1 protein-coding gene is annotated in these 253 nt (G+C 35.2%); it reads right to left on the bottom strand.

Annotation, left to right across the window (positions count from 1 at the left end):
- Positions 1 to 253, bottom strand: a 253-nt coding sequence (locus CIK77_RS17465; protein WP_220224457.1) for an ATP cone domain-containing protein, incomplete at both ends; no start/stop codon positions are given.

Raw genomic sequence — 253 nt, 5'->3', positions numbered from 1 at the left:
CTTCAGTCGTGTAATCTTCTAGTAGATGCTTATCATATTTTCCCATATCGACCAATTTTGATACATGATCAAACAACTTTGGTGGTTCAAATTGACCATAAGCTTTTTTACGAAGATGGAATACTGCTAATCGAGCAGCTAAATATTGATAATCAGGGGTTTGCTCTGAAATAAGGTCTGCTGCAGATTTTATGATGGTTTCATGGATATCCGATGTCGTTATCCCATCATAAAATTGAATGTGAGCTTTTAA

The organism is Microbacterium sp. JB110 (assembly GCF_003335195.1).
GTDB lineage: Bacteria > Actinomycetota > Actinomycetes > Actinomycetales > Microbacteriaceae > Microbacterium.
This window is presented reverse-complemented; position numbering and strand designations above follow the sequence as displayed.